The following is a 26,692-nucleotide window of genomic DNA, read 5'->3' as shown; positions in this document are numbered from 1 at the left end:
AGCGCACAGATTATTATGATAAAATCCGCCCCCCTGCGGGGTCTAGTGAATCCGAAGGAAGAATATGAACATTATTGAAGCTAACGTTGCTACCCCGGACGCTCGCGTCGCCATCACCATTGCGCGTTTCAACAACTTTATCAATGACAGCCTGCTGGAAGGTGCGATCGACGCCCTGAAACGTATTGGTCAGGTTAAAGATGAAAACATTACCGTCGTTTGGGTTCCGGGCGCGTATGAGCTGCCGTTGGCAGCCTCAGTACTTGCAAAATCCGGTAAATACGACGCGGTGATTGCGTTAGGTACGGTGATTCGTGGTGGTACCGCGCACTTCGAATATGTGGCTGGCGGTGCAAGCAATGGCCTGGCGCATGTCGCTCAGGACAGTGGCATTCCGGTAGCCTTCGGTGTTCTGACCACCGAAAGTATTGAACAAGCCATCGAACGTGCTGGCACTAAAGCTGGCAACAAAGGCGCAGAAGCTGCACTGACTGCACTTGAAATGATTAATGTATTGAAAGCCATCAAGGCCTGATTTTTGTAAGGGGAAATCCGTGAAACCTGCTGCTCGTCGCCGCGCCCGTGAGTGTGCCGTCCAGGCGCTCTACTCCTGGCAGTTGTCCCAGAACGACATCGCTGATGTTGAATACCAGTTCCTGGCGGAACAGGACGTAAAAGATGTCGACGTTCTGTATTTCCGTGAACTGCTGTCCGGGGTGGCGACTAACAGCGCGTACCTGGATGGATTAATGAAGCCTTATCTGTCTCGTCTGTTGGAAGAGCTGGGTCAGGTAGAAAAAGCCGTGCTGCGTATTGCGCTGTTTGAACTGTCTAAACGTAGTGATGTGCCGTACAAAGTGGCCATCAACGAAGCGATTGAACTGGCGAAAACCTTCGGCGCTGAAGACAGCCATAAATTCGTGAACGGCGTACTGGATAAAGCAGCACCTGTGATTCGCCCCAACAAAAAGTAATCCCGAGGCCGGCTGGATGGTGGAACTTGTTTCCGCTGCCCCCGGCTTTTTCTTTTTTTTCTGCTGAGGCATAACGTATGGCATGCGGCGAATTTTCCCTGATTGCCCGTTATTTTGACCGCGTAAGAACGTCTCGTCTTGATGTCGAAACCGGTATTGGTGACGATTGCGCACTTCTGAACATCCCTGAAAAACAGACGCTGGCGATCAGCACCGATACGCTGGTGGCAGGCAACCACTTCCTCCCCGACATTGATCCCACCGATCTCGCCTGGAAAGCGCTGGCGGTGAATTTGAGCGATCTGGCGGCGATGGGAGCCGATCCTGCGTGGCTGACGCTGGCGCTCACACTGCCTGACGTCGATGAAGTCTGGCTTGAAGCCTTCAGCGATGGCCTGTTTGAACTCCTCAATTACTATGATATGCAGCTGATAGGTGGTGACACCACGCGTGGGCCACTGTCGATGACGCTGGGTATCCACGGCTACGTCCCTGTTGGACGGGCCTTAAAACGCTCCGGTGCGAAACCGGGGGACTGGATTTATGTGACCGGTACGCCGGGCGACAGCGCGGCCGGGCTGGCGATTTTGCAGGATCGCTTGCAGGTGGCAGATGCAAAAGACGCAGACTATCTGCTTAAACGTCATCTGCGTCCAACGCCGCGTATTTTGCAGGGACAAGCCCTGCGCGATCTGGCCAGTGCGGCTATCGATATTTCCGACGGCCTGATTTCCGATCTGGGGCATATCGTCAATGCCTGCGGCTGTGGGGCGCGGGTTAACGTCGATGCGTTGCCATACTCCACGGCATTTGCCCAACACGTTGAGCCGGAACAAGCCCTGCGCTGGGCGCTCTCGGGTGGTGAAGATTATGAGTTATGCTTTACCGTACCGGAAATTAACCGTGGCGCACTGGACGTGGCGCTGGGAAATCTCGGCGCATCGTTTACCTGCATTGGGCAGATGAGCGCGGACGTGGAAGGCATTCACTTTACGCGCGACGGAAAACCCGTCACGTTCGACTGGAAAGGATATGACCATTTTGCCGCGCCTTAAAAAAGATGTCGCCAAAAGCCGCCTGAGTATGCGCAATCCGTGGCACCTGTTGGCCACCGGTTTTGGCAGCGGGCTGAGCCCAATTGTTCCAGGCACGATGGGATCGCTGGCGGCGATCCCTTTTTGGTATTTAATGACGTTTCTGCCGTGGCAGCTGTATTCACTGGTGGTCATGTTGTCTATCTGTATCGGCGTTTATCTGTGCCATCAAACGGCGAAAGATATGGGCGTGCACGATCACGGTAGCATTGTCTGGGACGAGTTTGTCGGGATGTGGATAACCCTGATGGCGCTGCCGACCCACGACTGGCAGTGGGTCGCCGCCGGATTTGTGATTTTCCGTATTCTGGATATGTGGAAGCCGTGGCCGATCCGTTGGTTCGATCGCAACGTGCATGGCGGTACGGGGATCATGATTGATGATATTGTGGCCGGAATACTCTCCGCCGGAATTTTGTATTTTATCGGCCATCACTGGCCGGTAGGGATCATTTAAATAGGTTTGCCGGATGGCAGCGTAAACGCCTTATCCGGCCTGGAAACACGATGGCGGTTTCGTAGGCCCGATAAGCGCAGCGCCATCGGGCAATGCCAGATTATTTAAATCCGACCACCGGATGCTGTTTGTACGGCGTTTCCAGCTCGGCAATCTGCTCCGGCTTCAGCGTCAAATCCACCGCATTAAGTAACTCATCCAGCTGTTCCTCGCGCGAAGTGCCGATAATCGGCGCTGCCACACCCGGTTTGCTTAGCAGCCAGGCCAGCGCAACCTGCGCACGCGTTACGCCTAATTCCTCACTGACACCGGTCAGCCGCGCGGCAATTTGCGCGTCGTTTTCATCGCTCTCAGAGTATAAATTTTTACCGACTTCATCAGAAACCAGACGTGCGGTCGTTTCTCCCCAGGGGCGCGTCAGGCGACCACGCGCTAGCGGACTCCATGGGATCACCGCGACGCCTTCCTGATAGCAAAGCGGCAGCATTTCGCGTTCTTCCTCACGGTAGATCAGGTTGTAGTGATCCTGCATGCTAACGAACTGCGCCCAGCCGTGTTGTTTCTGTAAGGCCAGCGCCTGAGCAAACTGAGATGCGTGCATGGATGAGGCGCCAATATAGCGAGCTTTACCGGCTTTCACTACGTCGTTAAGGGCTTCCAGCGTTTCTTCGATAGGCGTATTGTAATCCCAGCGGTGAATTTGCAGGATGTCCACATAGTCCATACCCAGGCGTCTGAGGCTATCGTCGATTGAGCGCAAGATTTGTGCGCGGGATAATCCTTCCGCTAAATCATCAACCTGGTGAAAAACCTTGGTGGCGACCACGACATCTTCGCGGCGGGCGAAATCACGCAGCGCGCGGCCGACAATCTCTTCGCTGCTGCCAGCGGAGTAGCTGTTGGCGGTATCAAAAAAGTTAATGCCGCCTTCAAGAGCGTGTTTGATTATCGGGCGGCTGCTTTCTTCAGGTAGCGTCCAGGCGTGATTGCCGCGATTGGGCTCGCCAAACGTCATGCAACCCAGGCAAAGGCGGGAGACCCGTAGGTCGGTTTTTCCTAAGGTGTTATATTTCATTAATCCACTCCTGCTATGCTCGTGATGAGTTAAGCATAGCAGGAGCGGGGAGGGGATTATGCCAGCCATGCCTTGATTTTGGCCTCAATTCCGGCGGCATTAAGTCCCAGTTCGGCGCGAGCCTCGTCCTGAGTCCCCTGCGGGATGAAGAAGTCAGGCAGGCCAATGTTCAGCACCGGAACAGGCTTGCGATGGGCCATCAGCACTTCGTTTACGCCGCTACCAGCGCCGCCCATAATGGCATTCTCTTCGAGGGTGACCAGCACCTCGTGTTGGGCTGCCATTTCGAGGATCAACGTTTCATCCAACGGTTTCACAAAGCGCATATCAACCAGCGTGGCGTTCAGTGATTCTGCGACCTGATCGGCTTCCGGCATTAGGGTGCCGAAGTTGAGGATCGCCACTTTCTCACCGTGACGCTTCACGATGCCTTTGCCGATTGGCAGATGTTCCAGCGGCGCCAGCTCAACGCCCACCGCGTTACCGCGCGGATAACGTACGACCGTTGGACCGTCGTTGTAGTGATAGCCGGTGAACAGCATCTGGCGACATTCGTTCTCATCGCTTGGGGTCATAATGACCATTTCCGGGATACAGCGCAGGAAAGAGAGGTCGAACGCCCCTTGGTGGGTTTGTCCATCTGCGCCAACGATACCTGCCCGGTCGACGGCGAACAGGACCGGCAGTTTCTGGATGGCGACATCATGCAGTACCTGATCGTAAGCGCGTTGCAGGAAGGTGGAGTAAATAGCCACGACCGGCTTATAACCGCCAATCGCCAGACCGGCCGCAAACGTCACCGCGTGCTGCTCGGCAATCGCCACATCAAAGTAGCGATCCGGGAACTTACGTGAGAACTCCACCATACCGGAGCCTTCGCGCATCGCCGGGGTGATCGCCATCAGCTTATTGTCTTTCGCCGCGGTCTCGCACAGCCAGTCACCGAAGATCTTTGAATAGCTCGGCAGGCCGCCGCTGCTTTTCGGCAGGCATCCGCTGGATGGATCGAATTTGGGTACCGCGTGGAACGTAATCGGATCTTTTTCCGCAGGCTCGTAGCCACGACCTTTTTTGGTCATGATGTGCAGGAACTGTGGACCTTTGAGATCGCGCATGTTCTTAAGCGTGGTGATAAGCCCCAGCACGTCGTGACCGTCCACCGGACCAATATAGTTAAAGCCCAGCTCTTCAAACAGCGTACCCGGCACAACCATGCCTTTGATGTGCTCTTCGGTACGTTTGAGCAGTTCTTTAATCGGTGGTACACCGGAGAACACTTTCTTCCCGCCTTCGCGCAGCGAGGAGTAGAGTTTGCCAGAGAGCAGTTGCGCCAGGTGATTGTTCAGCGCGCCGACGTTCTCTGAAATCGACATTTCGTTGTCGTTGAGGATAACCAGCATGTCGGGCTTAATATCACCCGCGTGGTTCATCGCTTCAAATGCCATGCCTGCGGTGATTGCACCGTCCCCAATCACACAAACGGTACGGCGTTCCTTGCCTTCTTTCTCGGCGGCAACCGCAATACCGATACCTGCGCTGATGGAGGTTGAGGAGTGCCCAACGCTCAGTACGTCATATTCGCTCTCACCGCGCCATGGGAATGGATGCAAACCGCCTTTCTGCCGAATGGTGCCGATTTTATCGCGGCGGCCGGTCAGAATTTTGTGCGGGTAAGCCTGATGTCCCACATCCCAGATTAACTGGTCAAACGGGGTGTTGTAGACGTAGTGCAGCGCTACGGTGAGTTCCACCGTGCCCAGACCAGAGGCGAAGTGCCCGCTGGAACGGCTTACGCTGTCGAGCAAATAGCGGCGCAGTTCGTCGCAAAGCTTTGGCAGGCTCTCTTTTGGCAGCAGGCGTAACTCCTGAGTGGAGTCGACCAGCGCCAGGGTCGGGTATTTGGCTATATCAAAACTCATCGCAAGCTCATGGGATATGTTGGTTTATTTATCACGCTGGATTATGTAGTCCGCTAGCGCTTCCAGTGCCGAGGTATCGAGTGACTGTGCGGCCAGCAAACTTAGCGACTGGCGGGCATCCTCAATTAAATCCCGGGCTTTATTCTGGGCTTGCTCAAGACCCAGAAGTGCAGGATAGGTACTTTTGCCAAGCTGCTGGTCAGCACCCTGACGTTTACCCAATGTTGCAGTATCGCCTACCACATCCAGGATGTCATCCTGAACCTGGAAGGCCAGACCGATGCTTTCTGCGTACTTGTCGAGTATTGCCAGGCATTCTCGCCCTTTATCGCCTGCGCTTAACGCACCCAGACGCACGGCGGCGCGAATCAATGCCCCGGTTTTATGGCGGTGAATACGCTCCAGCGCATCCAATTCTACCTGATGGCCTTCAGCGTCCAGATCCAACGCCTGACCGCCGCACATACCGGCGATACCGCTGGCCTGGGCCAGTTCAGAGATCATCGCGATGCGGTCACGATCAGAAACTTCCGGCATCGGGGCGTCGCTGATAATGGAGAACGCCAGCGTCTGTAGCGCATCTCCAGCCAGGATCGCATTAGCCTCGCCAAATTTTACGTGGCAGGTCGGCAGACCGCGGCGCAGGTCATCGTCGTCCATCGCGGGTAAGTCATCGTGCATCAGCGAATAGGCATGGATACACTCGACGGCGGCAGCGGGAGCATCAAGCGTACTCAGGCTGACGCCAAACATCTGACCGGTCGCATACACCAGAAACGGGCGCAGACGTTTACCGCCTAATAATGCGCCATATTGCATGGTTTCGACCACGGGAGTGTTCTGAAAGGGCAATGGCGCGATAAAACGGCTCAGTGCCTGGTTGGCCTGCTCAACGCAAGCCTGTAGCTGCTGCGTAAAATCCATTTACTCATTATCCGGTGTGAAAGGCGTAAGGGCGGCGTCTTCAGTATCTGACAGCAGGATTTGTACGCGCTGTTCAGCCTGTTGCAACTTGACCTGTCCCTGACGTGCTAACTGTACGCCACGTTCAAATTCGTTCAACGCTTCTTCCAGCGGCAGGTCGCCGCTTTCCAGACGGGTAACAATCTGTTCCAGGTCGCTCAGCGCTGTTTCAAAACTGGCTGGCGCTTCATTTTTCTTCGGCATAATGAATGTCTGACTCTCTGTATTGGCAGCACAAGGCTATGGTAACGGACTCGCACTGATAAGCAAATAACGCACAATGGTAAGGCGATGTGCACAGGATGACCATGATGGTGGTATACTTGCGCGCCTGGATGCAGCCGCAGGGTATGGGCTGCTGTATTTTTTTCCATTACAAGTCATTCAGACTTGCCAAAGAACCATTGCCGCCATGAAGTTTATCATTAAATTGTTCCCAGAAATCACCATCAAAAGCCAATCTGTGCGTTTGCGCTTTATAAAAATTCTGACAGGGAACATTCGTAACGTTTTAAAGCACTATGATGAAGACCTTGCCGTTGTCCGCCACTGGGATCACGTTGAGGTTCGCGCTAAAGATGAAAGCCAGCGCCTGGATATTCGCGACGCGCTGACCCGTATTCCGGGGATCCACCATATTCTCGAAGTTGAAGACGTGCCGTTTACCGATATGCACGATATTTTCGAGAAAGCGCTGGTGCAGTATCGCGATCAACTGGAAGGCAAAACCTTCTGCGTACGCGTTAAGCGTCGCGGTAAGCATGAGTTTAGCTCTATTGAGGTGGAACGCTATGTTGGCGGTGGACTGAACCAGCATATTGAATCCGCGCGCGTGAAGCTGACGAAGCCGGACGTGACGGTTAATCTTGAAATCGAAAACGACCGTCTGCTGCTGGTTAAAGGCCGCTATGAAGGTATTGGCGGTTTCCCGATCGGGACGCAGGAAGATGTACTGTCGCTGATTTCCGGTGGTTTCGACTCCGGCGTGTCCAGCTATATGCTGATGCGTCGTGGCTGCCGTGTGCACTACTGCTTCTTTAATCTCGGCGGCGCAGCGCATGAAATCGGCGTTCGTCAGGTGGCGCATTATCTGTGGAACCGCTTTGGTAGCTCGCATCGCGTGCGTTTTGTCGCGATCAACTTTGAGCCGGTGGTTGGCGAGATCCTGGAGAAAGTCGACGACGGTCAGATGGGCGTGGTCCTTAAACGTATGATGGTTCGTGCAGCGTCGAAAGTCGCTGAGCGCTACGGCGTACAGGCGCTGGTAACCGGTGAAGCGCTGGGCCAGGTGTCCAGCCAGACGCTGACCAACCTGCGCCTGATCGATAACGTTTCTGACACCCTGATCCTGCGCCCGCTTATCTCCCATGATAAGGAGCACATCATTAATCTGGCGCGTGAAATTGGTACTGAGGACTTTGCCCGTACCATGCCGGAATACTGCGGTGTGATTTCAAAAAGCCCGACGGTGAAAGCGATTAAAGCGAAGATTGAGGCCGAAGAAGAAAACTTCGATTTCTCTATCCTCGATAAAGTGGTTGAAGAAGCGAACAATATCGATATTCGTGATATCGCCCAGCAGACGCAGCAGACCGTGGTGGAAGTGGAAACCGTGAGCGGCTTCGGCCCGAACGATGTGATTCTGGATATCCGCTCTGTGGATGAACAGGATGACAAACCGCTGAAAGTTGACGGTGTGGACGTCGTTTCTCTGCCGTTCTACAAACTGAGCACCAAATTCGGCGATCTGGACCAGAGTAAAACCTGGCTGCTGTGGTGTGAACGCGGGGTGATGAGCCGTCTGCAGGCGCTGTATCTGCGCGAGCAGGGCTTTGAAAACGTGAAGGTATATCGCCCGTAGTGACTTTTGCCTGAGGGTGCTGCGCTTATCAGGCCTGCAAGCGGTATGTTTTGTAGGCCTGATAAATTGTTTACGCTGCCATCCGGCAATATAACAATATTATTCAAAACGGATGGGGAGCTTTTTCCCGTTCGACTCCCAGACACCCTGATAGACGCCGTCTTTTAACTCCAGCGTTATCTTCTCTTCCGATTGTTCAGCGGCAGAGGTCTTCAGTACATAATGTTGATTGTCGGCTGTGTCGCATTTACCGTTTAATTCAATCGGTGCGCCAAACTTCTGGTAAAAGTAAGCCCCTTCAAAAAAATCACCGTATTTGCAGTCGACCTTCAACACAATACGCATGCTTTTTCCCAACGTGCCGTACATGACCTTGCCGTCAATGCCGGGCGCTGGCGAAACCGGTGTAGATCTCTTTGCGGTAGTCAGATACTGGCCGTAAGGCGTGAGCTGATCATGCAGTTCAACGGTCGGGATTTTCGTGGTGAAATCGCCCAGTTCGTCACCCGCGCGATTGGCGTGGTTGCTACAACGTCCATTCAGGAAAGCCAGATGGTCTTTTTGCAGGGAGAATTTGTCGATGTAGTACAGACCGTCGGTGTAGGTTGCACATGATGCGTAGAATTCGGCAAAGCCAGAATCTCCACCGTCTTCTTTTATTTGCTCCGGCTTTTGTGATTTCTGTGCGGCAACAAAGGTATCAATTTGGCTGCGGATATCTTTTCTGATGCGGGTGTTTAATTCGGTCATCGTGGAGCGGGAAAAGAGGTCGTTAAGGGTAATTGTCGCGCCGTTGGCTAAATCGAAGCTGATCGGTACATTGTACGACTCGCAATACGCCCCGCAGCCTTCGACAAACATGTTGAGGGTCAACACTTTGGCGTCGCGATACTCAACCGTGTAGTCAAGGTTTGCGGTGGGATTCATCTCTGATTTCGCAAACTGATTCACGGTCGCTCGTGGATTATTTCCCGGTAGCTGATTGATAAAGCTTGTGAAAATATAATCGTTAATGCGTTTTGCAACCTGTGGGTTATCCGTTGAGGTAAACCACGGCACGCGATATTGCATCTCAGTGCTTGCGGGATAGCGATACTCAAGGCTCTCAATTTCAAGTTGAGTCGCACTGGCGTAGCCGGAAAGGAGCAGTAAAGCCACTCCGCTCAGATATCCTTTCATCATAATTCCTTGAATGCGAGTGGCCTGAAGATTACTCGTAGTAGTTATAAATACCCGCAGCCATCACCAGTTGTGATGCCACTTCGTAAGCTTTTTCGCGACTCACCAGGAGATCAATGATTTTTAAACCGAAATCGATTGAGGTTCCCGGGCCCTGGCTGGTTAACAGATTGACGCGCGGATCCCATACGACGCGCTTATCCTGCCACTGGTCAGTGGGAATATTGTCTTTCAGCGCCGGAAAACCGGTCATGTTACCGATGGGAAAAATATCGTGTGGGACGAGGACTGTGGCGGCAGCGGCGCAAATTGCCGCGACAATGCGCCCGGAGCGATGAAACTGTTTCACGGTTTCGACAAGCAGAGGGCTGTCGCGAAAACACTCGGCGCCTTTAATACCGCCGGGCAGCACGATAATGTCGAAATCCCCGTCAGCAACTTCCACTAATGGTGCATCCGCCAGTAGTTTTACTCCGCGTGAGCACACGATCGTCAGGCCGCCATCGCTGGCAACGCTTGCGGTCGTGACCTTAATTCCGCCGCGAACCAGCAGATCGATAGTGGTGACCGCTTCGGTCTCTTCACTACCAGGGGCGAGACATACCAGTGCTTGAGCGCTCATACTCACTTTCCTTTCTCTTAACCATTTCAAACAGGCGGGCATTTTCCGGTACGGCGATGCCGTGCGCGCGGGCGCGTTTTAACAAATAACCAGTAATGTAGTCGATCTCAGTATGGCGCAGGGCATGTATGTCTTGCAGCATTGATGAGATATTTTCCGCCGTACTGTCAATCACTTGCTCAACATAATAGCGTAAATCATCTGCTGATGTGTGGTGGCCTTCGCGTTCAATGACCGCCGCCACCTCCTCGCAGATGAGCGCTATTTTTTCAGGATGATGGCGTAACTCTCCATTCGAGCAATCCCATAATGCGGTCAGCGGGTTAATGACGCAGTTGACGGCCAGCTTGCGCCACAACTCAGCGCGAATATTGTTGTGCCAGGCGACGTCCGGCAGCACCTCTTGCAGGACTTCAGCCAGATAACTGAAATCACCGTCTTGTTCACGCGCCGGACCAATCCTTGTTGTTCCCTGAGCGACATGAATGATCACGTTCCCGTCACGGCGTGCCGCGTGGGTTGTGGTGCCCATCAATAGAGGTTGCTTAATGTTATGCAACTCTTCAATCGTCCCCATACCGTTGTGAATCAGCAGAATGGGAGTGGTGTCAGGCAGAATGGCGGCCAGGCCTTTGACCGCATCAGAAACCTGCCAGGCTTTCAGAGTGACAAGCAGCAGGTCGCTTTTCGCCAAAAAATCGGGGTCGTTTGCCGTCAGGGATTCATTGAATACTGACCCATCCGTGTCGATCAGGTTAACGCTGCAATAGGGTTGCGGTACGCGTAGCCACCCCTGAACCTCATGTCCATGTTTGCACAGCGTGGTTAGCCAAAGCTGTCCTAACGCTCCACATCCCAGTACGGTAATTTTCATTCTTCCTCCTCACCTGCAACATCACCAGGTGTTAATCCATATCGGCCGTACCCCATTATTGTTCGCAGGTATCAGTACCACGTACAATTAAAGGATACAGCCTAGTATAGCGCTGTCTGTTGTGTAACTTTGCAGGTATTATGCTTCGCATCAAAAATGAAGGGAGAGGAAAAGATGCCATCTTTCGATATTGTTTCTGAAGTTGATCTTCAGGAAGCCCGTAACGCGGTAGATAACGCCAGCCGCGAAGTGGAGTCACGCTTTGATTTTCGTGGCGTTGAAGCGACTTTTGAGCTGAACGAGTCGAATAAGACGATTAAGGTGCTAAGCGAGTCTGATTTCCAGGTCAATCAGTTGCTGGATATTTTACGTGCCAAGCTGCTGAAACGTGGTATTGAAGGCACTTCGTTGGACGTACCAGAAACCTTCGTGCACAGCGGTAAAACCTGGTTTGTTGAAGCTAAGCTGAAACAGGGTATTGAAAGCGCGGTGCAAAAGAAAATCGTTAAGCTGATCAAAGACAGCAAACTGAAGGTGCAGGCGCAGATTCAGGGCGAAGAAATCCGCGTGACCGGCAAGGCGCGTGACGATCTGCAATCCGTTATGGCGCTGGTTCGCGGCGGCGATCTCGGCCAGCCGTTCCAGTTTAAGAACTTCCGCGATTAAGTCGTAATGCCTGATGGCGCTACGCTTATCCGGCCTACAGGTTTCACACGCTATTTGTAGGCCGGGTCAAACGATAGTCGCCATCTGGCACTCTTCACGCCTGGCTGATGGCCTGTTCAACCTCAAATCGATTCGTCACTTTGCTGTCGATTTTCACGTAAGCCGAATGCTCTTTCGCTACAATTAACACTTCGCTTATCCCTTCTTTAGCCAGCAGACGCTGCTTAAGGGTGTCATCTGCGGCAATCTCAGGTGGGATTTCCACTCGCAGGCTACTGACATATGGCGGCTCTTTCATTGTGCTTGCCACCAACAACCAAACTGCCGCCAGAAGCGCGCCGGCCAGGAATACCGCCTGACCATCAAACATTTCGACCACCCAACCGCCGAGCGAACCGCCAATCGCCACGCCAAGAAACTGGCTGGTGGAGTAAACGCCCATCGCCGTGCCTTTATAGCCAGCCGGAGACTCTTTGCTGATAAGCGAGGGGAGGAGGGCCTCCATCAGGTTGAAGGCGAGGAAGAATATCTGAACGCCCGCAATCAGCCCCCAAAAACGCACGTTAGCGCTCCATAATACAATCTCTGCGATAAGGATCAGTAACACGCAGGCGAGGAATACGCGCTTCATCCGCCGCTTCACTTCTGCGTAGATGATGAACGGCACCACGGAAACAAAAGACAGCAGCATCGTCACCAGATAAATTTTCCAGTGCTCTGCGGCGGGGAAACCGGCTTTCGCCAGTTGGCCCGGTAAGGCGACGAAAGTGGACATCAACAAAATGTGCAAACACATGATGCCAAAGTTGAGCTTGAGCAGTTTGGGCTCCGCCAGCACCTTGCTGAAGCTGCCTTTTACCATGCCAGATTCGCGGTTCAGCACGTGGCTGGTGCTATTGGGAACGACCCAAATGGTTAGCACGATGCCGGTGGTTGCAAGAGCTGCAATCATCCAGAACAGCGCGTGTAGTCCCAGCGCATGGGTAACGATCGGTCCTAGCACCATCGCAATGGCGAAGGTGATACCAAAGCTGACGCCGATAAACGCCATCGCTTTAGTACGGTTTTGCTCACGGGTTAAGTCGGAAAGCAGCGCCATCACGGCGGCGGCAATCGCGCCAGAGCCTTGCAAAGCGCGACCGAGAATAATGCCCCAGATTGAATCGGAGAGGGCGGCAATCACGCTGCCGAGAACGAATACCGCCAGCCCGCCGACGATAAGCGGCTTACGACCGATGCGGTCTGAAAGCAGACCAAAGGGGATCTGGAAAACGGCTTGCGCCAGACCATAAATGCCAATGGCAAGGCCAATCAGCGCTTCACTGGCACCCTGTAGCGCCATACCGTACGTGGTCAGAACCGGCAGAACCATAAACATGCCAAGCATGCGCAACGAGAATACGGTCCCTAAACCCCAGGTGGCGCGCAACTCACCGGGCGTCATTTTGTAATCGTTCATTCCCACCTCTGTATTAATTTCGCGCCTAGTGTAAAGCGGGGAAGGAGTGCGGTAAACCTCTACGATATGTGGAATTGTGTAGTGGGAAAATTGAAATAATTACAACTGCAACTAATTTACTTGCGATAATTACAGGTGTAGTCTTTTTGTGGTTATTTCTAATGGAAAGAGGGAAAAGGAAAATGGCGATTCCGGGCAATATGTGGATTTATGACGATGGTGGTGCGCTGATTAAGGGCGGGTGTGATGTAGAGGGAAGATAATAAAGTATTGAATTTAAAGGCTTTCATCACAATTTGTCTATTCCCACTGATAACGGTACAGGCAAGCCAACTGGCACACGCCAACATTCACCGATGATGATCGTCAAAGAGTTTGACTACTCTAGCCCGTATTTATACAAAGCTGTCGCTTCTGGTCAGAATCTTAAGTCTGCAGAGATTCGTTGGTACAAAATCAATGATGCCGGTCAGGAAGTTGAATACTTCAATATGTTTCTGGAAGGGGTGCGGATTGTCTCCGTTTCTCCCTCGATGGCTGGTCCAGAAGACATGAATAATAACCATCTTGAAACCATAGAATTACGCTACGAAAAAATCACCTGGAAGCATTGCGACGGGAACATTATCTATACCGACGCATGGAATGACCGGCAGACGGCATAATGGGGGATTGAATGGACACAACTGAAGAGGCGAATGGAACCTATTGGTATCATGGTCACAGCAATCTGTCCGCTGGCGAATTGTTCGATCTCATCTTTCTGGAACAGTTTTGTGATGAGTTAGGTATTGGTATTGAATCGGGAGCCGCTATTCTGGCTGGTCAACCCTGGTTGAAGACGAGACAAAAACCTTCCGGGGCTATTGAAGGAACAAGTGTTGTTTCCAAATACGGGAGAATGCTTCTGAAAGATGCGCGGGTACCATTTGGTATTAAAGTCCCCACTCCGGTGGGGTTAAGGATACAAAGCACTAACAAACTCGCTGCTGTGATTGCTCGTTATGTACCCTGGCTTGGGTGGATTGGTCTTGTAAATGCACTTGTGCAAGTATCCAGAAAGACTCAGATAAAATACAACTTAATTGCTCGCTCTAAAGATCGCATTCAGTGGACATCATTCTAATGAGTATTCAAGACGATGTGTTAAAGCTTTTCAGGGAAGAAATACCTGGGTATTTGGATGAAAACTGGAAAGAGGTTCCTTTAGAACTCGACTCAGATTTGTTTGATGCCCCCGGTGATGATCTTCACAGTGCTCTGGATCGATATGAGAAAGAGTTCAAAGTCGATTTATCATGTGTGAACTGGAAACCTTATTATCCATGGCACAATCTGCCACTATTCACTAGATGGTTCAAAGCTAACCGGGAAGAAGTGGAAGCAACACGCATACCGCTAACCGTAAGGATGTTTGCTGAGTCGGCTGAAGCGGGGAAATGGCTTTATGACTGAATAACATCCCTGCCAATAAAAAAGGGTGCCGGAGGCACCCTTTTCGTATCAGCAGATCGTTACCAGACGTAAGTCAGCAGGTTCTGCGAGTTTGGCACCATAAAGTCAACGGACATCATCACGGAAAGCGCGGTAATGGCGATGATGGAGAAACCGAAGAGCTTGCGCGCCCAGACCCTGTCATCTTCCACTTTATAACCGCGCAGCGCCATGCCCAACCACCAGACACTCACCGCCGCAGCAACAATCAGGTATTTATAACCAGCATAGCCGCCCAGGGTTAGCATCAGCGTGGCGATAGCAAACGCCACGATGTACAGCGTGATATGGTTCTTCGCGACCGAAATACCTTTCACCACCGGCAGTACCGGGATGTTGGCTGCCTGATAATCCTTAAAGCGGAAAATCGCAATCGCGTAAGAGTGCGGCATCTGCCACAGACTGAAAATAGCCAGCAGAATCAGCGCACCGCTATCGAACTCACCGGTTACGGCGCAGTAGCCAATCACCGGCGGCGCAGCGCCGGAGAGTGAGCCAATCAGCGTGCCATAAACGGAATGGCGCTTCATGTACAGGCTATAGACGCCCACATAGACCACGAAGCCCATTACCCCCAGCCAGCAGGCCAGAGGGTTCGCGCCAAACCACAGCAGCATAAAGCCAGCAATACCCAGCAGGGTGGCGTATACCAGCGAGACCGCAGGGGAAATCAGACCTTTAACCAGCACGCGGTTTTTGGTCCTCTCCATCTTCCTGTCGATATCCCTGTCGATGTAGTTGTTAAATACACAACCCGACGCCACAACCAGTGACACCCCAACCAACGTGTAGATAAACAGGGGATAATCAATGCTGCCTTTCGAGGCCAGCAGGAATCCCCCAATCACCGAGATCAGGTTGCCAAAGATGATGCCTGGTTTTGTTACTTGCAGGTATTGCTTAAACATCATAATCGCCGCTCTTAGTGCATCATCATGTTGTAGTTAAGGTTCCACATAATCCAGATGGAGCCCACAACCAGGATGGCGATGATTAGCACAGTAAAGACAAAGGCTGTCATGTTCCAACCTTCATCAGATTTGCTATTCATGTGCAGGAAGCACACCAGGTGCACCAGAATCTGTACCACTGCCATTGCCAGAATAGTTCCCAGAATGACGGCAGGAGAGGCAGAACCTGTCATGACCATCCAGAACGGAATAACCGTCAGGATTATCGACAGGATAAAACCTGTCATGTAGGTTTTTACGCTGCCATGGGATGCGCCGCCGCTCTCGTTAGAATGACTCATTACATCGCCCCCATCAGATAAACAACAGTGAACACACAGATCCACACCACATCCAGGAAGTGCCAGAACAGGCTCAGGCACATGATGCGGGTACGGTTAGTACTGGTCAGGCCGCGACGAGCAACTTGCACCATCAGCACCGCCATCCAGATAAGACCGGAGGTGACGTGCAGACCGTGCGTGCCGACCAGCGCGAAGAACGCAGACAGGAAGCCGCTGCGATCCGGACCCATACCGTTAACAATCAGGTGATGGAATTCATAGAGTTCCATCCCGATGAATCCGGCACCGAACAAGAAGGTCAACGCCAGCCAGGAGATAACCTGGCTCTTGTTGTTCTTGTACATGGCGATCGCGGCCATGCCGTAAGTAATAGAGCTGAATAACAGCAGGAATGTTTCAACCAGAACGAACGGCAGTTCAAAAATGTCCTTACCTGTTGGGCCACCTGCGGTGCCGTTCACCAGAACGGCATAGGTTGCAAACAGAATAGAGAACAGAATGCAGTCGCTCATCAGGTAGACCCAAAATCCGAAGATCTTGGTCTGGCCTGCATCGTGGTGCCCGTGTTCGTGCGCGTGGGCAGTCGCGTGCGTTAAAGTATCAGTTGCCATTTTTCAGCCCTGCCTTAGTAATCTCATCGAAATGCTGGTTTTCCAGTTTTTCGACTTCCGGGACCGGCACGTAGTAATCCACGTCTTCATCAAAGCTTTTCACAATCCAGCTGATGATCATGCCTGCGAAGCTTGCAATCGCCAGCCACCAGATATGCCAGATCATGGCGAAACCAAACAGTGTTGCGAAAGCGGTAATGACGATACCGGCACCGCTGTTTTTCGGCATATGAATTTCTTCATAGTGCGCAGGCTGCTTGTACGCTTCACCTTTTTCTTTCATTTCCCAGAAGGCATCACGCTCGTGAACGTGCGGCACAACGGCAAAGTTGTAGAACGGAGGCGGGGAAGAGGTTGCCCACTCCAGCGTACGACCACCCCATGGGTCACCGGTCAGGTCGCGGTTCTGCTCGCGGTCGCGAATAGAAACGAAGATCTGAATCAGCTGGCACAGGATACCCAATGCAATCAGCGCGGCACCGCAGGCGGCAACGACCAGCATCGGATGGAACTGCGGGTCAATCTGCTGGCTGAGGCGACGGGTCATCCCCATAAAGCCCAGCACATACAGCGGCATAAACGCCACGAAGAAGCCGATGATCCAGAACCAGAATGCGCGTTTACCCCAGGTTTCGTTCAGCGTGAAGCCAAACGCTTTTGGCCACCAGTAGGTCATACCTGCGAAGCATCCAAATACGACGCCGCCGATGATAACGTTATGGAAGTGCGCAATCAGGAACAGACTGTTGTGCAGCACGAAGTCCGCACCCGGAACCGCCAGCAGTACGCCGGTCATGCCGCCGACTGAGAAGGTAACGATAAAGCCAATCGTCCACAGCATCGCTGAGTGGAATACGATACGACCCTGGTACATGGTGAACAGCCAGTTGAAGATCTTCACCCCGGTCGGGATGGCGATAATCATGGTGGTAATACCGAAGAAGGCGTTTACGTTAGCGCCTGCACCCATGGTGAAGAAGTGGTGCAGCCAAACAACGAACGACAGAACGGTGATACACACGGTTGCCCACACCAGTGAGGTGTAACCAAACAGACGTTTACGTGAGAAGGTTGCAGCGATTTCGGAGAACACACCGAAGACCGGCAGAACCAGAATGTACACTTCCGGATGGCCCCAGGCCCAAATCAGGTTGATGTACATCATCATGTTGCCGCCCATATCGTTGGTAAAGAAATGGGTGCCCAGATAGCGATCCAGGGTCAGCAACGCGACGGTAACCGTCAGGATTGGGAAAGACGCGATAATCAGGATGTTCGCACACAGCGATGCCCAGCTAAATACCGGCATCTTGAACATGGTCATTCCTGGCGCACGCATCTTAATGATGGTCACAAAGAAGTTGATCCCGGTTAGGGTTGTACCAATACCGGACAACTGGACTGCCCATATCCAATAATCGACCCCGACGCTTGGACTGTACTCTATTCCCGAGAGTGGCGGGTACGCCAGCCAACCGGTCTGTGCGAATTCACCCACGCCCAGAGACAGGTTAACCAGGATTACGCCGACAACGGTGAACCAGAAGCTCAGGTTGTTCAGGAACGGGAATGCAACGTCACGTGCGCCGATCTGCAGCGGAACCACCAGGTTCATCAGACCGATAACAAATGGCATTGCCACGAAGAAGATCATAATCACGCCGTGAGCCGTGAAGATCTGGTCGTAGTGGTGAGGTGGCAGGAAGCCCGCTTCACCTGCAGAAGCCAGCGCTTGCTGACTACGCATCATGATGGCGTCGGCAAAGCCACGAATCAACATGACGATTGCGACAATGACATACATAATGCCAAGGCGTTTGTGGTCAACCGAAGTTAGCCACTCTTTCCACAGGTAGGTCCACTTACCGAAGTAAGTGATTAGGCCCAGTAAGGCCGCACCACCGATGATAATGGCAGCGATCGTAACCATGACAATTGGTTCATGGAACGGCACTGCATCCAGCGTCAATTTTCCGAACATCGTATTCTTCCTCGGCCCCTTAGTGAGCGGATTCCGCGTGGCTCATGTCCATGCCTTCCATTCCTTCGTGTGCGCTGTGCTCACCTTCGGGTTGGGTCATGTCCATGCTCTTACCGTGAGCCATAAATTTGTTAATAACGTCTTTAAACAAATCTGGTTTCACGTTGGAGAAGTATTCCACCTGGTTGTATTCGCTTGGCACAGCCACTTTTTCGAACGCAGCCATGTCGCTCATGGTGTTCGTGGACTGTTTAGCTTTAGCAACCCATTGGTCGAATTCGGCGCGGTCCTTTGTTGCGATAGCCTTGAACTTCATACCGGAGAAGCCTGGTCCGCTATAGCTTGCGGAGATACCATCATAAGTACCGACTTCGTTGGCGATCAGATGCAGTCGAGTCTGCATACCGGCCATGGCATAAATCTGGCTACCCAGACGCGGGATAAAGAAGGAGTTCATCACGGAGTTGGACGTCACTTTGAACTCAACCGGAGTATTCGCCGGGAAGGCGATTTCATTCACGGTAGCGATACCTTGTTCCGGATAGATGAAGAACCATTTCCAGTCCATGGAAACCACTTCAATGGTAATGGGCTTCTCGTCATGCGCCAGCGGTTTGCTTGGCTCAAGAGCGTGAGTGGTTTTCCAGGTCAGTACGGCAAGGAAAATGATGATTAAGATCGGCACCGTCCAGACCACAGCTTCCACTTTATTGGAGTGTGACCAGTTCGGGCTGTACTTCGCATCTTTATTGCTTGCACGATACTTCCAGGCGAAACCAACAGCCATCAAGATGGCAGGAATAACGACAATCAACATCAGGCCAAATGCCGTCAGTATCAGAGAACGTTGTTCCAGTCCAATCTGTCCTTTAGGGTCAAGCAGCGCAGAATTACAGCCACTGAGTAATGCAGTGCCTGCAATTAATGACAACCATCCCAAACTTTTATTGTATTTCCTGAGTCTCATTTAACGACCTCAATTCCACGGGACCGGGTGGCGTTTAAAGTGTGAGGGCATTTTACGGGAAGGTTACATTACTGTAAACATCCTTGGATCTGTGTTACTGGGTTCTGCCGTGCATGTCACATATGTTGCAATATATGTCGTTTTGACTTTAAGAACCTGTTGCAACATCACGTTATAACGAAAGCGGGCAAGCGGGAGACGTGCTGAGGGCAATTGGTATAACCAATACGAAAATAAAACAATTGTTTAACAATTGATTATCAATAAAAAGACAATTGCAGAACAAAAAATAAATCTGTAGTGGCTGAATCGAGTAAGGGAAATAGTATATATAAAAGGCGTCAATAATTTCCAAATTCTTTGGCGCACAAAATAACAAATAATATTTTTAATAATTGTTGTTTATTTAGCCGTTATAATTACGCAGGGTGATTACAACGGCGATATTAATGTGGGTTTTTACGCCAGGCGGGTTTTGCGCAGTGCCAGGTAATCCAGCAATCCACCAAAAACGACCCCGCAGACCGCGACCACCACCGAGATTTCCAGCAGTTCCGGCAGGAAGGAGAAGTGGGTGTAATCCAGCGCGTTCATGGTTAACAGCAGCAGCCAAACTACCAGCAGACAGCAGCCCGCAACCAACGTCATTAATGCCAGGCTGTACGCGCCACGAAATTCCGTGCGCGGAATGAAGCTCTCATTTTGCCAGCTATGTTCCAGAGTCTGACGACAAACCAGCAGCAGTATGAGGCCGGGGATAGCGGCAAACACAGAGAACAAATAAAACGTTGGCCACCCGTGCGCTTCAACAAACCAACCTGCTACCGGGCCAACGTAAACGCGACCAACGGCTGAAAGCGCGGAGAGCAGAGCGAACTGGGTCGCTGAAAAGGACTTATTGCACAGCGTCATTAATAAGGCGACAAACGCTGCCGTACCCATACCACCACACAGGTTTTCAAAGAAGACGGCGGCGGCCATACTGAACATGTGTTTGTCAGTGATGGACAATAACCAGTAGCCCGCATTCGACGCCCCCTGCAGGATGCCGAAAATCAGCAATGCGCGAAACAGCGAAAGGCGTTGCATCAGGATCCCGCCGTACAGCGCGCCAACGATGGTTGCCAGCAGTCCAAGCGTTTTATTCACCACGCCAACTTCACCCGCATCAAATCCGACGCCGCGGATTAAAAAGGTTGTAGTCAGGCTCATGGCAAAGGCATCCCCGAGCTTATACAGAACGATAAGCAGCAGAATTAGCCAGGCGTTGTTACGACCAAAGAAATCGCGCAGCGGGGCCACAACCGCTTGCTCCAGCGTTTTGGGCACCGGAATGGCATCAGTCGGTTCGGGCGCTAGCAGGGTAGCGATGATGCAAGGTATCAGCAGCGCCGCCATCAGCCAGTACATTCCTTGCCAGCCCAGCCAGCGGTCGGCCATCCACAGAGCCAGCCCACCGGAAACCAGCATCCCTAAACGATAGCCCAGCACGCTGATAGCCGCGCCGGTGCCGCGTTCTTCGGCGGGTAGCACGTCGGTTTTCCATGCGTCAAAGACGATATCCTGCGATGCCGAGCAAAACGCGATCACCACCGCAAGCGCGGCCATCCAGCGTAGCTGCGTGCCTGGCTCCAGAAAGCCCATCGCGGCGATAGAAATCAGTAACAGCACCTGAGTTGCCAGCAACCAACCACGGCGTCGACCTAAAAACGGCGGCGTGTAGCGGTCCATTAGCGGAGACCAGAGGAACTTAAACACGTAGGCCTGACCGACCAGAGAAAAGAAACCGATGGTTTTAAGATCGATATTCTCGACCGTCATCCATGCCTGAAGCGTACCCGAGGTCAATGCGAGCGGTAAACCGGAGGCGAATCCCAGTATGAGCAGGATAGCTGAACGTGGCTGCTGAAAAATACGTAAGTAATGACTGGACATGGGCTTCTATAGGCCCGACGAACGCCGGGCCATATGGGCAGAAATTAACGAGCGTTCTGCTTGATGAAATCGTGAACGCTGGTGTCCTGAGACATATCAGCGATGGTATCGGTCAGCACGCTGTTAACGGCGTCAGCGATATTTTTGTTAGAGGCCTGCAATGCGCCTTCAACAGAATAGCTTGCGCGGTAGTTTTTGGTCATCTTGTTGCCGTTAGCAGCAGTCGCAATGATGGCGATGTCTGCCTTGGTGGCGATGTTATAGCGCACGCTACCCTGGGACACGTCTGCATACAGCTGGCTAACAATGATTTGCAGGTTAACAGCACCGTTTGGCCCAATCATATAACCGCGTGCGGTCATCTGTTTTTCCAGTACTTCTTGCAGCAGGAAGCGCAGATCGCGGGACGCGGTCAGGGTAACAAGCTGGTTGTCACGGGTAACTTTTGCCAGCGCCTGATCCTGACGCTGGTCGGCACCGTTGATGCTAACGGTCACACCCATCAGGCTCGGGTCCTGCTGTGGCAGGGTAATTTTCGGGGAAACTTCAATAGTGGTCGGCGGCGTTGCGCATCCAGCTAACATAAACAGCGCGACAAACGGGACGAGGATTTTTTTAAACATGCCAGGGCTCTCAGCGAATCTAAATTGTATGGTTGGAGAAAATTCCCGCCATCATAACATCGCCAACGATGAGGGGAAGTGGGTAACGCATGTAAATTCATTGTGTTGTCAGTTTTATGTCTTTGTGGAGACCATAAACGGACTTTTTGCAATAAATCGAAGTGAGGATTTAGTGAACTTCATCCATTTGGCTGAGAAAATCAGACAAACGCTAATTTTTTGTTGCTAAGGTGTAATGAAAGCGGTAAAAGCGGCTAGTATTTAAAGGGATGGGTGACATCTCAGCGTTGTCGGAGGAAAAACTTCATGATGATTCGTGAGCAAATAGAAGAAAAATTAAGGGCAGCGTTCCAACCCGTGTTCCTCGAAGTTGTGGATGAAAGCTATCGTCACAATGTCCCGGCAGGTTCTGAAAGCCACTTTAAGGTTGTGCTGGTTAGCGATCGCTTTACAGGTGAGCGTTTTCTGAATCGTCATCGGATGATTTACAGCACCTTAACGGTGGAGCTTTCCACAACCGTTCATGCACTTGCCCTGCATACCTACACCATTAAGGAGTGGGAAGCGTTGCAGGATACGATTTTTGCATCGCCTCCGTGTCGTGGGGCGGGAAGCATCGCGTAAAAACGGATTTGCAACAACCGACGCTTTTCCAGTATGTTGCTACAGATTATGTGAAAACGGCCTGCGGGCCGTTTTGTTTTGTCTGAATTCTGGGGCAGTCGTACAGTATTCAGACAAAAATTAGCCGGGAATTGTGAAAAAAGCCGCAGCAACGCGCGATAACCGTTCTCGACTCATAAAAGTGATGCCGCTATAATGCGCGTCTTATTTTTCGGAATGTCTTCGGGATGATTCTGACGACAGGGAATGTGATTGCTTATGAGAACATCCCAGTTCCGCGAAGCCAACAACCTGTGCTTGCGGAGAAGAGTTGACCGAGCACTGTGATTTTTTGAGGTAACAAGATGCAAGTTTCAGTTGAAACCACTCAAGGCCTTGGCCGCCGTGTAACGATTACTATCGCTGCTGACAGCATCGAGACCGCTGTGAAAAGCGAGCTGGTCAACGTAGCGAAGAAAGTGCGTATTGACGGTTTCCGCAAAGGAAAAGTACCGATGAATGTTGTTGCTCAGCGTTATGGCGCGTCTGTTCGCCAGGACGTTCTGGGCGACCTGATGAGCCGCAACTTCGTTGACGCGATCATCAAAGAAAAAATCAATCCGGCTGGCGCACCGAACTACGTTCCGGGCGAATACAAACTGGGTGAAGATTTTACTTACGCGGTAGAGTTCGAAGTTTACCCGGAAGTTGAGCTGACTGGCCTGGAAGCAATCGAAGTTGAAAAACCGGTTGTTGAAGTCACCGACGCTGACGTTGACGTGATGCTGGACACCCTGCGTAAGCAGCAGGCTACCTGGAAAGACAAAGACGGCGCTGCTGATGCAGAAGACCGTGTAACCATCGACTTCACCGGCTCTGTAGACGGCGAAGAGTTAGAAGGTGGCAAAGCGTCTGACTTCGTACTGGCGATGGGCCAGGGTCGTATGATCCCAGGCTTTGAAGAAGGCGTTAAAGGCCACAAAGCTGGCGAAGAGTTCACTATCGATGTGACCTTCCCGGAAGAGTACCACGCTGAAAACCTGAAAGGTAAAGCCGCTAAGTTCGTTATCAACCTGAAGAAAGTTGAAGAGCGCGAACTGCCGGAACTGACTGAAGAATTCATCAAACGTTTCGGCGTTGAAGATGGTTCCGTAGCGGGTCTGCGCGCTGAAGTACGTAAAAACATGGAACGTGAGCTGAAAGGCGCTGTGCGTAACCGCGTTAAATCTCAGGCGATCGAAGGTCTGGTAAAAGCTAACGACATCGACGTTCCGGCTGCTCTGATCGACAGCGAAATCGACGTTCTGCGTCGTCAGGCTGCACAGCGTTTTGGCGGCAACGAAAAACAAGCTCTGGAACTGCCGCGTGAACTGTTCGAAGAACAGGCTAAGCGTCGCGTAGTTGTAGGTCTGCTGCTGGGCGAAGTGATTCGTACCAACGAGCTGAAAGCTGACGAAGATCGCGTTAAAGGCCTGATCGAAGAGATGGCTTCTGCTTACGAAGATCCGAAAGAAGTTGTTGAGTTCTACAGCAAAAATAAAGAGCTGATGGACAACATGCGTAACGTCGCTCTGGAAGAGCAGGCTGTTGAAGCCGTTCTGGCGAAAGCGAAAGTGACTGAAAAAGCCACTTCCTTCAACGAGCTGATGAACCAGCAGGCGTAATTCGTCGCTTATTTAGCACGAATTTCGTACGCAAGCCCGTCACCTTTTGGTGGCGGGTTTTTTTTTGTCACGGATTTTGCATGGGAAGAGTGCGAAAACAGCGTTTCAGTGTTAGCGTTACAACAAAAGATTGTTATGCTTGAATTATGGCGATGTCGTACCCATTACTGAGGGACTAGCTGATAATCCGTCCATAAGGTTACAATCAGCACAGCAGGTTTTTTCAAATTTTATCCAGGAGACGGAAATGTCATACAGCGGCGAACGAGATAACTTTGCACCCCATATGGCGCTGGTGCCGATGGTCATTGAACAGACCTCACGTGGTGAGCGCTCTTTTGATATCTATTCTCGTCTACTTAAGGAACGCGTCATTTTTCTGACCGGCCAGGTCGAAGACCATATGGCTAACCTGATCGTGGCGCAGATGCTGTTCCTGGAAGCAGAAAACCCAGAAAAAGATATCTACCTGTACATCAACTCCCCTGGTGGAGTGATCACTGCCGGGATGTCTATCTATGACACCATGCAGTTTATTAAGCCGGACGTCAGCACCATTTGTATGGGCCAGGCGGCCTCAATGGGCGCGTTCCTGCTGACTGCCGGGGCGAAAGGTAAACGTTTTTGCCTGCCTAACTCTCGCGTCATGATCCACCAGCCTCTGGGCGGTTACCAGGGCCAGGCAACGGATATTGAAATTCATGCCCGTGAAATCCTGAAGGTAAAAGGGCGCATGAACGAACTTATGGCGCATCATACGGGTCAATCTCTTGAGCAGATTGAACGTGATACCGAGCGCGATCGCTTCCTCTCCGCTTCTGAAGCGGTAGAGTACGGTCTGGTCGACTCGATTTTGACCCATCGTAATTAATGCCCAGCGCGCAGGTGTACCGCTATAATTACCTGGAGCGGCACAACGCTGACTAGCGTCTTGCGCCTGAGAATGGCATTTGCGTCGTCGTGTGCGGCACAAAGAACAAAGAAGAGGTTTTGACCCATGACAGATAAACGCAAAGATGGCTCGGGCAAATTGTTGTACTGCTCTTTTTGCGGCAAAAGCCAGCATGAAGTGCGTAAGCTGATTGCCGGACCATCCGTGTATATCTGCGACGAATGTGTTGATTTATGTAACGACATCATTCGCGAAGAGATTAAGGAAGTAGCACCGCACCGTGAACGCAGTGCGCTGCCGACGCCACATGAAATTCGCAACCACCTGGACGATTACGTTATCGGTCAGGAGCAGGCGAAGAAAGTGCTGGCGGTCGCGGTATACAACCATTACAAACGTCTGCGCAACGGCGACACCAGCAATGGCGTCGAGTTGGGCAAAAGTAACATCCTGCTGATTGGCCCGACGGGTTCCGGTAAAACGCTGCTGGCTGAAACGCTGGCACGCCTGCTGGACGTTCCGTTCACTATGGCCGATGCCACCACGCTGACCGAAGCTGGTTATGTGGGTGAAGATGTTGAAAATATTATTCAGAAACTGCTGCAGAAGTGCGATTACGACGTGCAGAAAGCACAGCGCGGGATCGTCTATATCGATGAAATCGACAAGATTTCTCGTAAGTCTGACAACCCGTCCATTACCCGTGACGTTTCCGGCGAAGGCGTACAGCAGGCGCTGTTGAAACTGATCGAAGGTACGGTTGCTGCCGTTCCTCCGCAGGGGGGGCGTAAACATCCTCAGCAGGAATTCCTGCAGGTTGATACCTCCAAGATCCTGTTTATCTGCGGCGGTGCCTTTGCCGGTCTGGATAAAGTCATTGCTAACCGTGTTGAAACGGGCTCCGGCATTGGTTTTGGCGCAACGGTAAAAGCGCAGTCTGATAAAGCCAGTGAAGGTGAACTGCTGTCGCAGGTGGAGCCGGAAGATCTGATCAAATTTGGTCTGATCCCTGAGTTCATCGGGCGTCTGCCGGTTGTAGCGACGCTGAGCGAACTGAGTGAAGAAGCGCTGATCCAGATCCTGAAAGAGCCGAAAAATGCCCTGACCAAGCAGTACCAGGCGCTGTTCAATCTTGAAGGTGTTGATCTGGAATTCCGTGAGGAAGCGCTGGATGCGATCGCCAAGAAAGCGATGGCACGTAAAACCGGTGCTCGTGGTCTGCGTTCTATCGTCGAAGCCGCGCTGCTTGACACCATGTACGATCTGCCTTCTATGGAAGACGTCGAAAAAGTGGTGATCGATGAGTCGGTGATTGGCGGCCAGAGCAAGCCATTGCTGATTTACGGTAAGCCGGAAGCGCAGCAGGCATCTGGCGAATAATTCATCAATTCATACAGACATTTAATTAATAAGGGGGGATTTTATCTCCCCTTTTATTTTTCCGTAAACATGGCGTTGAATGTGTGGGAAACATCCCCATATACTGACATACATGTTAAAGGTGGTGTGGAGCACAGTCGTACC

Annotated in this window: 27 protein-coding genes and 1 pseudogene; 13 read left to right on the top strand and 15 right to left on the bottom strand. The window is 51.9% G+C overall.

The window, feature by feature from the left end; genetic code table 11:
- Positions 1 to 64: 64 nt before the first annotated feature.
- The 4 genes from ribE to pgpA all read left to right on the top strand — a co-directional run bounded on the left by ribE (position 65) and on the right by pgpA (position 2,525).
- Entirely contained in the window at positions 65 to 535 is a 471-nt protein-coding gene (gene ribE / locus HV237_RS18230; protein ID WP_016152034.1) for a 6,7-dimethyl-8-ribityllumazine synthase, read from the top strand.
- 19 nt (positions 536 to 554) lie between these two features.
- The gene (gene nusB, locus HV237_RS18225; RefSeq protein ID WP_000801129.1) at positions 555 to 974 is read left to right on the top strand and encodes a transcription antitermination factor NusB; all 420 of its coding nucleotides are present in this window, start codon (positions 555 to 557) and stop codon (positions 972 to 974) included.
- A gap of 77 nt (positions 975 to 1,051) precedes the next feature.
- A complete protein-coding gene (gene thiL / locus HV237_RS18220; protein WP_016152035.1) occupies positions 1,052 to 2,029 on the top strand; it encodes a thiamine-phosphate kinase in 978 nt (325 codons plus the stop codon).
- Positions 2,007 to 2,525, top strand: a complete 519-nt coding sequence (gene pgpA, locus HV237_RS18215; RefSeq protein WP_016152036.1) for a phosphatidylglycerophosphatase A — start codon at positions 2,007 to 2,009, stop codon at positions 2,523 to 2,525. The genes thiL and pgpA overlap by 23 nt, the downstream gene beginning before the upstream one ends.
- 100 nt (positions 2,526 to 2,625) lie before the next feature.
- On the opposite strand, the gene yajO is transcribed toward pgpA, so the two are convergent.
- The 4 genes from yajO to xseB are packed head-to-tail and all read right to left on the bottom strand — an operon-like array spanning position 2,626 to position 6,686.
- Positions 2,626 to 3,600: a 1-deoxyxylulose-5-phosphate synthase YajO gene (gene yajO, locus HV237_RS18210; protein WP_047357693.1), complete on the bottom strand. Its 975-nt coding sequence runs from the start codon at positions 3,598 to 3,600 to the stop codon at positions 2,626 to 2,628.
- A gap of 56 nt (positions 3,601 to 3,656) precedes the next feature.
- Positions 3,657 to 5,519 (bottom strand): 1-deoxy-D-xylulose-5-phosphate synthase, encoded by a 1,863-nt coding sequence (gene dxs / locus HV237_RS18205; RefSeq protein ID WP_047357694.1) that lies wholly within the window; start codon positions 5,517 to 5,519, stop codon positions 3,657 to 3,659.
- A gap of 24 nt (positions 5,520 to 5,543) precedes the next feature.
- Positions 5,544 to 6,443 carry a (2E,6E)-farnesyl diphosphate synthase gene (gene ispA / locus HV237_RS18200; protein WP_016152039.1) on the bottom strand — a complete coding sequence of 300 codons (900 nt, stop codon included), beginning with the start codon at positions 6,441 to 6,443 and terminating at the stop codon, positions 5,544 to 5,546.
- Positions 6,444 to 6,686: an exodeoxyribonuclease VII small subunit gene (gene xseB, locus HV237_RS18195; RefSeq protein ID WP_016152040.1), complete on the bottom strand. Its 243-nt coding sequence runs from the start codon at positions 6,684 to 6,686 to the stop codon at positions 6,444 to 6,446.
- A 208-nt stretch (positions 6,687 to 6,894) separates the two neighbouring features.
- On the opposite strand from xseB, the gene thiI reads away from it, so the two are divergent.
- On the top strand, positions 6,895 to 8,343 hold the full coding sequence (thiI, locus tag HV237_RS18190) for a tRNA uracil 4-sulfurtransferase ThiI (RefSeq protein WP_005125147.1): 1,449 nt from the start codon (positions 6,895 to 6,897) through the stop codon (positions 8,341 to 8,343).
- Between the two features lie 99 nt (positions 8,344 to 8,442).
- Here thiI and HV237_RS18185 read toward each other — a convergent pair whose 3' ends face one another.
- From HV237_RS18185 to panE, 3 genes are read right to left on the bottom strand one after another with little or no spacing between them, the layout of a single operon-like run.
- Entirely contained in the window at positions 8,443 to 9,522 is a 1,080-nt protein-coding gene (locus HV237_RS18185; protein ID WP_047357695.1) for a hypothetical protein, read from the bottom strand.
- Between the two features lie 31 nt (positions 9,523 to 9,553).
- Entirely contained in the window at positions 9,554 to 10,144 is a 591-nt protein-coding gene (gene yajL, locus HV237_RS18180) for a protein deglycase YajL (RefSeq protein WP_016152043.1), read from the bottom strand.
- Entirely contained in the window at positions 10,107 to 11,018 is a 912-nt protein-coding gene (gene panE, locus HV237_RS18175; protein WP_016155860.1) for a 2-dehydropantoate 2-reductase, read from the bottom strand. Before panE ends, yajL begins: the two co-directional genes overlap by 38 nt.
- 174 nt (positions 11,019 to 11,192) lie before the next feature.
- Here panE and HV237_RS18170 point away from each other — a divergent pair, with 174 nt between their 5' ends.
- The gene (locus tag HV237_RS18170) at positions 11,193 to 11,684 is read left to right on the top strand and encodes a YajQ family cyclic di-GMP-binding protein (RefSeq protein WP_003831002.1); all 492 of its coding nucleotides are present in this window, start codon (positions 11,193 to 11,195) and stop codon (positions 11,682 to 11,684) included.
- A 94-nt stretch (positions 11,685 to 11,778) separates the two neighbouring features.
- On the opposite strand, the gene HV237_RS18165 is transcribed toward HV237_RS18170, so the two are convergent.
- On the bottom strand, positions 11,779 to 13,143 hold the full coding sequence (locus HV237_RS18165) for an MFS transporter (protein ID WP_016152045.1): 1,365 nt from the start codon (positions 13,141 to 13,143) through the stop codon (positions 11,779 to 11,781).
- 182 nt (positions 13,144 to 13,325) lie between these two features.
- On the opposite strand from HV237_RS18165, the pseudogene tssD reads away from it, so the two are divergent.
- The 3 genes and pseudogenes from tssD to HV237_RS18150 all read left to right on the top strand — a co-directional run bounded on the left by tssD (position 13,326) and on the right by HV237_RS18150 (position 14,598).
- A pseudogene (gene tssD, locus HV237_RS18160) lies at positions 13,326 to 13,808 on the top strand (type VI secretion system tube protein TssD).
- Between the two features lie 11 nt (positions 13,809 to 13,819).
- Positions 13,820 to 14,269, top strand: coding sequence for an STM2901 family protein (locus tag HV237_RS18155; RefSeq protein WP_047357696.1), 450 nt, complete (start codon positions 13,820 to 13,822; stop codon positions 14,267 to 14,269).
- The gene (locus tag HV237_RS18150) at positions 14,269 to 14,598 is read left to right on the top strand and encodes a DUF1493 family protein (protein ID WP_047357697.1); all 330 of its coding nucleotides are present in this window, start codon (positions 14,269 to 14,271) and stop codon (positions 14,596 to 14,598) included. The genes HV237_RS18155 and HV237_RS18150 overlap by 1 nt, the downstream gene beginning before the upstream one ends.
- A 59-nt stretch (positions 14,599 to 14,657) precedes the next feature.
- Here the strand turns inward: HV237_RS18150 and cyoE are convergent, their stop codons facing one another.
- The 7 genes from cyoE to HV237_RS18115 form a co-directional block, all read right to left on the bottom strand.
- Positions 14,658 to 15,548 carry a heme o synthase gene (gene cyoE, locus HV237_RS18145; RefSeq protein ID WP_003831005.1) on the bottom strand — a complete coding sequence of 297 codons (891 nt, stop codon included), beginning with the start codon at positions 15,546 to 15,548 and terminating at the stop codon, positions 14,658 to 14,660.
- Between the two features lie 11 nt (positions 15,549 to 15,559).
- A complete protein-coding gene (locus HV237_RS18140; RefSeq protein ID WP_003831006.1) occupies positions 15,560 to 15,889 on the bottom strand; it encodes a cytochrome o ubiquinol oxidase subunit IV in 330 nt (109 codons plus the stop codon).
- Positions 15,889 to 16,503 (bottom strand): cytochrome o ubiquinol oxidase subunit III, encoded by a 615-nt coding sequence (locus HV237_RS18135; RefSeq protein ID WP_003831007.1) that lies wholly within the window; start codon positions 16,501 to 16,503, stop codon positions 15,889 to 15,891. The genes HV237_RS18140 and HV237_RS18135 overlap by 1 nt, the downstream gene beginning before the upstream one ends.
- Positions 16,493 to 18,484, bottom strand: coding sequence for a cytochrome o ubiquinol oxidase subunit I (cyoB, locus tag HV237_RS18130; RefSeq protein ID WP_003831008.1), 1,992 nt, complete (start codon positions 18,482 to 18,484; stop codon positions 16,493 to 16,495). Before cyoB ends, HV237_RS18135 begins: the two co-directional genes overlap by 11 nt.
- 19 nt (positions 18,485 to 18,503) lie before the next feature.
- Entirely contained in the window at positions 18,504 to 19,451 is a 948-nt protein-coding gene (gene cyoA / locus HV237_RS18125; RefSeq protein ID WP_003847580.1) for a cytochrome o ubiquinol oxidase subunit II, read from the bottom strand.
- Between the two features lie 459 nt (positions 19,452 to 19,910).
- Positions 19,911 to 21,386, bottom strand: a complete 1,476-nt coding sequence (gene ampG, locus HV237_RS18120) for a muropeptide MFS transporter AmpG (RefSeq protein ID WP_047357698.1) — start codon at positions 21,384 to 21,386, stop codon at positions 19,911 to 19,913.
- 44 nt (positions 21,387 to 21,430) lie between these two features.
- A complete protein-coding gene (locus HV237_RS18115) occupies positions 21,431 to 22,009 on the bottom strand; it encodes a lipoprotein (RefSeq protein ID WP_016152050.1) in 579 nt (192 codons plus the stop codon).
- Between the two features lie 306 nt (positions 22,010 to 22,315).
- Here HV237_RS18115 and bolA point away from each other — a divergent pair, with 306 nt between their 5' ends.
- From bolA to clpX, 4 genes are all read left to right on the top strand, one after another.
- Positions 22,316 to 22,633, top strand: a complete 318-nt coding sequence (bolA, locus tag HV237_RS18110; protein ID WP_016152051.1) for a transcriptional regulator BolA — start codon at positions 22,316 to 22,318, stop codon at positions 22,631 to 22,633.
- A gap of 344 nt (positions 22,634 to 22,977) precedes the next feature.
- Complete coding sequence (tig, locus tag HV237_RS18105; RefSeq protein WP_181541580.1) at positions 22,978 to 24,276, top strand: trigger factor; 1,299 nt, start codon at positions 22,978 to 22,980, stop codon at positions 24,274 to 24,276.
- Positions 24,277 to 24,523: 247 nt separating this feature from the next.
- Positions 24,524 to 25,147, top strand: coding sequence for an ATP-dependent Clp endopeptidase proteolytic subunit ClpP (clpP, locus tag HV237_RS18100; RefSeq protein WP_003021624.1), 624 nt, complete (start codon positions 24,524 to 24,526; stop codon positions 25,145 to 25,147).
- Between the two features lie 126 nt (positions 25,148 to 25,273).
- Positions 25,274 to 26,548 carry an ATP-dependent protease ATP-binding subunit ClpX gene (clpX, locus tag HV237_RS18095; RefSeq protein WP_003831013.1) on the top strand — a complete coding sequence of 425 codons (1,275 nt, stop codon included), beginning with the start codon at positions 25,274 to 25,276 and terminating at the stop codon, positions 26,546 to 26,548.
- Positions 26,549 to 26,692: the final 144 nt, after the last annotated feature.

The sequence above is a fragment of the Citrobacter sp. RHBSTW-00570 genome, assembly GCF_013739755.1.
Lineage (GTDB): Bacteria > Pseudomonadota > Gammaproteobacteria > Enterobacterales > Enterobacteriaceae > Citrobacter > Citrobacter braakii.
The sequence above is the reverse complement of the archived record's forward strand: the minus strand, read 5'-3'. Positions and strand labels throughout refer to the sequence as shown.